The following is an 8,090-nucleotide window of genomic DNA, read 5'->3' as shown; positions in this document are numbered from 1 at the left end:
TCGGGCCCGGGGGGGCCCCCCCCCGGCCGGCGGGGGGGGGGGGGGGGCCGGCGGGGGGGGGGGGGGCCCCCCCCCCCCCCCCGGCCGCGCCCCACCGCCCCCGGCGTGCTCCCCGTACGGGTGAAGGTCGCCCGGGTCGCCGCAGAACACGGGGTCGCCGGCGGAAAAGCCGCTGCCGCTGTCGGTGCCGCGTGGCAGGCTTCCCGCTATGACGGCGTGGACCCTCAACGACATCGAACGTGCGATCCGCTCATCCTGGGGTGTCGACACCTGCGCGCCCGAGGACCAGGCCCACTGGCGTCCCGACAATCCCGCCCACGGCCAGTGCCGGGCGACCGCCCTGGTGGTGCACGACCTGCTCGGCGGCGAGCTGATGATGGGCGAGGTGTACACCGGCGGGGTCCGCACCGACCTGCACTGGTGGAACCGGTCCGCGGCCGGCGCCGAGGTCGACATGACCCGCTCGCGCTTCGGCCCGGACGAGCGGGTCGGCCCCGGTCGGCCGGTCGCCCGCCCGCAGCGCCCGGGCCGGCTGCAGGCCCAGTACCAGCTGCTGCGCCACCGGGTCGTCGCGCACCTGGAGGCGGGCTCGGCGGACGGGCGGCACGCCGCCGCGGCCTGACCCCGCGGCGGTCCGGGCGGCCCGGCGCCCGGACCGTCCGGCGAGCTGACGTACAGTCGGTTGATCGTGGCCGGACGATCGCTCCGGCCGCCGGACGACAGCGGGAGTGCGCGATGAGCGGGATGACGGTCGGCTTCGTCGGACTGGGCGCGATGGGCCGGGGCATGGCCGCCAACCTGCTGGAAGCCGGGCACACCGTCCGGGTCTGGAACCGCTCGCCCGGAGCGGTGGCCGCCATGGTCGACAGGGGCGCGCTGGCCGCCGACGGACTGGCCGACGCCTTCGCGGCCGACGTGGTCGTCTCGATGCTCGCCAACGACGCCGCCGTGGAGCGCCTGCTGCTCGACCCGGCCCTGCTGGAGGCCGCCGCGGCCCGCGTGCACGTCAACATGGCCACCGTCTCGGTCGCCCTGGCCGAGCGCGCCGAGGCCCTGCACGCCGAGTACGGCATCGGGTACGTCGCCGCGCCGGTGCTCGGCCGCCCGCCGGTGGCCGAGGCGGGGGAGCTCAACATCCTGGCCGCCGGGAGCGCGGAGTCGCTGGCGGCGGTCGAGCCGCTGTTCGCCGCGATGGGCCGGCACGTCTGGCACTTCGGCGAGCGCCCGGGGCAGGCCAACACGGCCAAGATCAGCACCAACTTCCTGCTGGCCTGCGCGATCGAGTCGATGGCCGAGGCGTGCAGCCTGGCCGAGGCCAACGGGGTCCGGCCGACCGATCTGATCGAGATGCTCAGCGGGACGCTCTTCCCGGGGCCGATCTACTCCGGGTACGGCTCGATGGTCGCCGAACGCCGTTACGAGCCCGCCGGGTTCAAGCTGCCGCTCGGGCTCAAGGACGTCGACCTCGCGCTCTCCGCCGGTGCGGCGAAGCACGTGCCGCTGCCGTTCGGCAGCGTGCTGCGGGACGCGTTCCTGGACGCGCTGGCGCACGGGGACGGCGAGAAGGACTGGGCCGCGGTCGCGGCCGTCGCGCGGCGGCGGGCCGGGCTCCCGGAGTAGCACGGGCGGGTGCGGGGCCGGCGGGGCGGCGGGGGCTCGCGGGGCTTCGCCGGAGCGCCGGGCGAAGGAGGGCAAAACCCCTGTCATGGGGCAGAGTTGGGCCAACCGGGCAGAGTGGGGCGGCGGTCGTCCGGAACCGGCACCCGCCTTCCGGAGCCGCCGGAGGCTTCGGTAGTCTCCGTCGGACTTTCAGCTTCGCGGGGGGATCGCGGCTCGGACTGCCGCCTGGTCCTTTCGCGCCCCCGGGCCGCGCCCGGACACTCTCGTGAGGGCTCCCTTGTCCATCTCCGTACCTCGCAGTCTCGCCCTGGCCGGCGCAGCCGCGCTCGCCGCCTCGATGGCGCTGGCCGGCGCCCAGGGCGCGGTGGCCGCCGCCACCACCGGATCGTCGCCCGCCGCCGCCGCGCCGCAGGCCGACAAGGCGAGCGCCCGCGCGCTCGACCTGTCCCTGGACGGGGTGCCGCGGACCTTCGTCGCCGGCGGTGACACCAAGCTGTTCAACTTCACCGTCGACAACAACACCAAGCACGACTTCGTCTACTACCCGCTGCTCAAGTTCAAGAACCCCAAGGGCTCGCTGCGCGGCGAGCACCTCAAGGTCGAGTACCAGCTGCCCGAGGGGCTGGACAAGACGAGGACCTGGCTGCCGGCCAAGCCCGCGCCGGGCGGTGGCGAGAGCGACGACGACGGCGTGCTGTTCCTGCTCGCCAAGCTCATCGACGGCCGCCTGCCCGACTACGAGAACTCGCTGCTCGCGGTCAACAAGGGCAGCAGCCTCACCGTCACCGTGCGGGTCTCGGTCACCAAGGACGCGCCGCTCGGCACGGCCGGCGTCGTCCCGGTGGTCTTCGCCGCGAAGGCGGAGGGCAGCAAGCCGTCCGGGCAGGGCGAGTTCCTCGGTGACGGCTCGTGCGGCGACCGCTTCAAGATCGTGGCCGGGGGCGGCCCGAAGCCGAGCCCCACCGCGACGCCGACCACCGCCAAGCCGACCACCCCGAGCGCGAGCCCGACCGGCAAGCCGACCACCTCGCCGTCGGCCACCGCGACGCCGTCCGCGACCCCGACCGGCAGCCCGAGCGCCACCCCCACCGCGACGCCGAGCACGAGCACCGGCCCGTCGGCGACCGGCACCCCGTCGGCCACCGCCACGCCGTCCGCGACCGCGACGCCGACCGCGACGCCGACCGTCACGCCGAGCACGACGCCGACCGCCACCCCGAGCGGTACGCCGACCGAGACCACGACGCCGTCGGCCAGCGCCTCGCCGAGCGCCTCACCCAGCACCTCGCCCAGCACCTCGCCGAGCGCCTCGCCGACCTCGGGCGCGAGCGCATCGCCGAGCGCCCCCACCGCCGCCCCGACGACCCCGGCCGCCCCCGGGGACACCGAGGGCGACGACGAGACCGGTGCCCGCCAGCCGATCGACTTCCCGGTGAAGGTCCCGGCCATCGCGCCGCTGCCGATCACCCCGGAGGCCGTCGTCCAGGCCCGGTCCAACGCGGACAAGGCCCTGGCCACCACCGGTGGCGGTGACGACACCACCGGCATCGCGATCGCCGGCGGCGCCGTCCTCGCGGCCGGTGTCGGCACCCTGGTGGTGCTCCGCCGCCGCCGCACCGCGCAGCAGGGCTGACCCCCGCCGCGCCACGACGCACCACACCCGCCCGTGTCCCCGGTCCGCCGGGGGCACGGGCGGTTCCGTTCCCGCCCGCGCCAGAATCGGACTTGACCCTCACGCAACGGGAGGAAGGAGGGTCGTGGTCAGCACGGAGGGAGAACCCCGATGAACACCGGAGACGGGTACTCGGTCGGCACGGTGGCGAGGATCGCCAAGGTGACCGTCCGCACCCTGCACCACTACGACGAGATCGGCCTGCTGTCCCCGCCGGGCCGCACGCCGGCCGGCTACCGCCGGTACGACGAGGCCGACCTCGGCCGGTTGCAGCGGATCCTGTTCTACCGCGAACTCGGATTCCCCCTCGAAGAGATCGCGGCAGTCCTGGACGACGACTCGGTGAGTCCGAGCGAGCACCTGCGGCGCCAGCACCGGTTGCTGACCGACCGCATCGCCCACCTCCAGAAACTGGCCGCAGCCGTCGAACACGCCATGGAGGCAGAGAAGATGGGTATCCAGCTGACCCCGGAGGAGAAGTTCGAGCTCTTCGGCGAGGACTACCGCGAGGAGTGGGAGACCGAGGCCGAGCAGCGCTGGGGCGACACCGCGGCCTGGGCGGAGTCCCAGCGCCGCACCGGCGGGTACGACAAGGCCGACTGGGCGCGGATCAAGGCCGAGACGGACGCGCTCAACGCCCGCCTGGTCGAGCTCTTCACCGCCGGCGAGCCCGCCGACGGCGGCCCCGCCACGGACGCCGCCGAGGCCCACCGGCAGCACATCCGCGAGAACTTCTACGACTGCACCTTCGAGATCCACCGCGGCATCGCCGGGATGTACCTGGCCGACCCGCGCTTCACGAAGGTCTACGAGGACCTCGCCCCGGGCCTCGCCCAGTGGCTGCACGACGCCATGCTCGCCAACGCGGACCTCCGCACCCGCGGGCAGGCGTAGCGGCCGGCGGGCAGGCGTGGCGGCCGGCGGGCACGCGTGGCGGACGGCGGCCGGCGCGCCGCCGTCCCGACCGGAACGACCGGTGCCGGTGGGACACCGGTCGTTCCGGACAGTGCGAAATTTTCTTCGAACGCCCCGCAACCCCGGCGGCACTCGGACGTCTGAAAGGGTGAGGGCCGATCCGGCGCGGCTGCGAGCGGGCCGGGGCCGGGCCTCGCCCTGCAGGCCGAGTCCGACTACCACGGGGAACCCACCATGCGCCCGTCCACTGTCCGGCGTCTCGTCAGCACCGTTCCGCTGGCGGCCGTCGTCGCCGGTGCGGCCGGCTACGCGCTGCTCCCGGCCGAGGCCGGGGTGAGCATCGCCCCGGTGCCCGTGGAGGCGGCACCGGGCGGGGCGGCGTCGATGCGCTCGACGCTGGTCGCGCCGGTGGCCGAGGCGTCCGCGCCGGTGGTCGCCGCGGTGTTCGCGGCCGGGCCCGCCGCTCCCGCGCCGCCGTCCGGGACCGCCCCGGTTCCGGCGCCGGGCCCGGGCGGCGCCCCGGCGGGCGGGTTCCTCCCCGCCTCCGGCGCCCCGGCCTGGCCGGGGGAGGTGCCCAACGGAGCCGCCGAGCAGGTCGACGTCGCGATCCGCCCGCTCTCCGGCAGTTGGGAGACCCGCGCCGACGGCAGCTACCTCGACTTCCAGGTGACCTGGACCAACACCACCGGGCAGCGCTACGACGAGGTCGTCCCGGTGGTCCGGGTGCTCCCGTACGACCATCCGACCGCCGCCGCCCGCCCGGGGGCGCCGGTCAAGGGGACGCTGGACCGCAAGGACCTCGACGAGTGGCGCGAGGTGAAGCTCAACCAGCCGGGCGTGGGCAGCGGCCCCCAGCAGGGCGCGTTCGCGCTCGACCCGGGGGAGAGCCGGACGGTCCGCTACCGGCTGACCCTGGTCGACGGCGCCCTGGCGGGCCGGCTGCCGATCACGGCCGAGGGCTGGGTCCGCCGCGGTGCCAGGACGGTCAGGGCCGGCGGCGCCGACGTCCGGGTGAACGTGACGGTGGCCCGGCCGGTCCGGCTGGCGATGACGAAGCCGACCGACATGGTCGTCGGCCGGGTGGCGTCCGAGCTGACGCTGGAGCTGACCAACCTGGACGCGTCCGACGACCGCAGGGTCGCCCCGGCCCTCGTGGTGACCGACCCGCTCGGTCCGGGCGGCCGGCACGGCCTGGTGCCGGAGGACCTGATCGCCGAGGTGCTGGCGGACGGCGAATGGCGCCGCCTCCGGGGCTCCCTCGACGCGGACGGCCAGGTCGAGCTGGACACCACGGGCCTGACCCGGGTGCTGGCGCCGGGGGAGACCATCGCGTACCCGTTGCGGTTCAACCTGCCGAAGGGCTGGACCGCGGGCAACGGCCTGGAGATCGCGGTGGGGGGAACGTTCGACGGCGAGGCCCTTCCGGCGCGGAAGTTCAAGCCGCGCATGACCTGGCTGACGGAGGACATGCCGAAGGTGCCGTCCTAGCCGGGCCGGCGACCCGGCCGGCCGGCTCCCCACGGGACCGGCCACCCCATGACGAGTCCTGACGCACCGGCGCGCAGCCGGAACGCCGTCGGGGGGAAAGCGATGACGGATGTCCATGGCCATCGGGCCGGCCGCGCGGGCCGCCCAGGGGCGGGTGCGGAGCCTGCGCGGGCTGGTGCGGCTGCTGTTCGGCGCCAGGGAGGCGCAGGGCGCGGGCGGCGAGGTGCTCGACGTCCCGGTCCCCGCGCGGTCGGCCGGACAGCGCCGGGCCGGGTTCCGTCTGCTGCCCGGCGGTGGCCGGGCGGGCGAGGCCGGGCCGACGCTGACCGACCTCTACCTCACCCACCGGCTCAGCCTGGTCCGCCTCGCGGTGCTGCTGGTCGACCACCAGGACCAGGCGGAGGACGTCGTGCAGGAGGCCTTCGCCAAGCTCTACCAGCGGCACGGCGAGCAGCTGGAGGACCTGGAGAACGCGCTGGCCTACCTGCGCACCGCCGTGGTCAACGGCGCCAGGTCGGTGCTGCGCCGCCGCCGCACGGCCCGTGAGTACGTGCCGCCCCACGAGGCGGACGCGCCGTCGGCGGAGGACCACGCGGTGCTCCACGACGAGCACCGCCGGGTGCTGGTCGCCCTCCAGCAGCTGCCCCCGCGCCAGCGCGAGGTGCTGGTGCTGCGCTACTGGTCCGACCTGTCGGAGTCGGAGATCGCGGAGATCCTCGGGGTGTCCCGGGGCACCGTGAAGTCCACCGCCAGCCGGGCCCTGGACGCCCTGGAGAAGAAGCTGGAGGACGCCCGATGAGCGACGAGCGGCGCCCCACGGCCGACGGGGAGCACGGCGACGGCCGGCCGGGCCCGAGCGGCGAGTCCCCCGTGGAGCGGCTGCTCCGGGAGGCCATGGCGGCCCGCGTCGCCGGGATCACCAGCCAGAACCTGCGCCCGGCCGCCCCGCCCCGGGGGCCGCGCTCGCGCCGCCGGCCCGCCTACCTGGTGGGCCTGCCGTTGCTGGGGCTGGTCGCGGCGACGGTCATCGGCGTGTTGACCGTCCCCTCCGACACCCTGGCCGAGAAGGGCGACGACGCGCCGGCGGCGACGCTGAGCAGCAGTCCCGGTCCGACCGGGGGGACGGACGCGTCGCCGGCCGCGCAGCACCCCGGCGAGGCCGGCCGTCCGGCCGGGACGCCGGGCGAGGGCCTGGCCCCGGGGGCGGCCGGTACGGACCCGTCGGCCGCTCCCGGGGGTGCGGGCGGAGCCGGCGGCGCGGGGGGCGCGGGGGGCGGTGCGGGGGACTCCCGGCCGGGGGGAGCCGGGACGGCCGCCCCGCAGCAGGGCGGGACGGTACCCGGCGCTTCGTCCGGCGGCGAGCCGTCCACCGCCGCGGGCGGGGGGCAGGAGCGTCCGTCCCAGGGCATCGCACTGAGCTTCGACGGACTGGCGGGCAGGGACGCGATCGTCGGCGCCGGCTGGGTGACCTTCTCGGTGACCTGGCAGAACACCACCCAGCAGGCGTACGCGACGGTGGCGCCGGTGGTGTCGGTGCGGGCGCTCACCGACCCGGTCGGCGCCGACCGCACGGTGCGCGCCCAGCTGCAGCGCGAGGACGAGGGCGGCTGGACGGAGGTCCCGCTGACCGAGGCGTCCGGCGCCTACCTGGCCTCGGGCGACGCGGCGGCGTTCGCGCTGGCCCCGGGTGCCTCCCGGACGGTCCGCTACCGGCTGGACCCCTGGATCGACAGCGCGGAGGGGACCCTGCTGATCGAGGCCCTGGCCCTGCTGCCGTCGGTGCCGCAGCGCACCGAGGAGGCGTCGGCGCTCACCGCCGTCCGGCTGACCAGCGCCCCCGCCGCCGGGCGGAGGGCGCCGGAGGTCACGATCACCGCCCAGCCGGGCGCCGGGATGGCGGGCCGGGACCAGGTGCCGTTCACCATGAACGTCCGCAATCCGGGGACGGCGCCGCTGGCCTCGGTGGTCCCGACGCTGGCGCTGAGCGGACCGGAGGCGCTGGGAAGGATCGTGGTCCAGGCCCAGTACGGCGCGGAGGGGGCGCGCACGCTGCCGGTCGTCCCGAACGGGCAGGGGACGTGGACGGTCGACACCTCCCTGCTGGAGCGGCTGGTCCGTCCCCAGGAGTCGACGTCCTTCTCGTTCCGGCTCAGCGTGCCGGACGACTGGCCGCACGACCTCTACCGGTTCGACCTGACGGTGGGGGCCAAGGGGGACGGCCAGGCCGCCAGGCCGGTGGTCATCCGCCCGGGGTTCACCGCTGCGGTCCGGTGACCGCCGCCTCCGAAAGCCTCCTCCGGTGACCGCCGCCTCCGAAAGCCTCCTCCGGTGACCGCCGCCTCCGAAAGCCCCCTCCGAGAGCGCCGACGGCGGTCCGGCCCCCACTGCTCGGGGG

At 76.1% G+C, this 8,090-nt stretch carries 7 protein-coding genes; all 7 read left to right on the top strand.

Annotated features, from left to right (window positions below):
• The first annotated feature begins 208 nt into the window (after nucleotides 1–208).
• The 7 genes from ACFU74_RS34535 to ACFU74_RS34505 all read left to right on the top strand — a co-directional run bounded on the left by ACFU74_RS34535 (nucleotide 209) and on the right by ACFU74_RS34505 (nucleotide 7,969).
• On the top strand, nucleotides 209–622 hold the full coding sequence (locus ACFU74_RS34535) for a hypothetical protein (RefSeq protein WP_380764069.1): 414 nt from the start codon (nucleotides 209–211) through the stop codon (nucleotides 620–622).
• On the top strand, nucleotides 619–1,620 hold the full coding sequence (locus ACFU74_RS34530; protein ID WP_380764071.1) for an NAD(P)-dependent oxidoreductase: 1,002 nt from the start codon (nucleotides 619–621) through the stop codon (nucleotides 1,618–1,620). Before ACFU74_RS34535 ends, ACFU74_RS34530 begins: the two co-directional genes overlap by 4 nt.
• A 277-nt stretch (nucleotides 1,621–1,897) precedes the next feature.
• Nucleotides 1,898–3,253, top strand: a complete 1,356-nt coding sequence (locus ACFU74_RS34525; RefSeq protein WP_380764067.1) for an LPXTG cell wall anchor domain-containing protein — start codon at nucleotides 1,898–1,900, stop codon at nucleotides 3,251–3,253.
• A 150-nt stretch (nucleotides 3,254–3,403) separates the two neighbouring features.
• Nucleotides 3,404–4,186 (top strand): MerR family transcriptional regulator, encoded by a 783-nt coding sequence (locus ACFU74_RS34520; RefSeq protein WP_380764065.1) that lies wholly within the window; start codon nucleotides 3,404–3,406, stop codon nucleotides 4,184–4,186.
• A 255-nt stretch (nucleotides 4,187–4,441) separates the two neighbouring features.
• On the top strand, nucleotides 4,442–5,695 hold the full coding sequence (locus tag ACFU74_RS34515) for a hypothetical protein (RefSeq protein ID WP_380764063.1): 1,254 nt from the start codon (nucleotides 4,442–4,444) through the stop codon (nucleotides 5,693–5,695).
• Between the two features lie 109 nt (nucleotides 5,696–5,804).
• Nucleotides 5,805–6,494: an RNA polymerase sigma factor gene (locus ACFU74_RS34510; protein WP_380764061.1), complete on the top strand. Its 690-nt coding sequence runs from the start codon at nucleotides 5,805–5,807 to the stop codon at nucleotides 6,492–6,494.
• Complete coding sequence (locus tag ACFU74_RS34505) at nucleotides 6,491–7,969, top strand: hypothetical protein (protein ID WP_380764059.1); 1,479 nt, start codon at nucleotides 6,491–6,493, stop codon at nucleotides 7,967–7,969. The genes ACFU74_RS34510 and ACFU74_RS34505 overlap by 4 nt, the downstream gene beginning before the upstream one ends.
• Nucleotides 7,970–8,090: the final 121 nt, after the last annotated feature.

The sequence above is a fragment of the Kitasatospora sp. NPDC057500 genome, from assembly GCF_042802195.1.
In the GTDB taxonomy this organism is placed as follows: domain Bacteria; phylum Actinomycetota; class Actinomycetes; order Streptomycetales; family Streptomycetaceae; genus Kitasatospora.
The sequence above is the reverse complement of the archived record's forward strand: the minus strand, read 5'-3'. Positions and strand labels throughout refer to the sequence as shown.

Excerpts from the sequence above, each read along its gene's own strand:
- ACFU74_RS34535 (WP_380764069.1), top strand. The coding sequence starts at position 209 with ATGACGGCGTGGACCCTCAACGACATCGAACGTGCGATCCGCTCATCC.
- ACFU74_RS34520 (WP_380764065.1), top strand. The coding sequence starts at position 3,404 with ATGAACACCGGAGACGGGTACTCGGTCGGCACGGTGGCGAGGATCGCC.
- ACFU74_RS34515 (WP_380764063.1), top strand. The coding sequence starts at position 4,442 with ATGCGCCCGTCCACTGTCCGGCGTCTCGTCAGCACCGTTCCGCTGGCG.
- ACFU74_RS34510 (WP_380764061.1), top strand. The coding sequence starts at position 5,805 with ATGTCCATGGCCATCGGGCCGGCCGCGCGGGCCGCCCAGGGGCGGGTG.
- ACFU74_RS34505 (WP_380764059.1), top strand. The coding sequence starts at position 6,491 with ATGAGCGACGAGCGGCGCCCCACGGCCGACGGGGAGCACGGCGACGGC.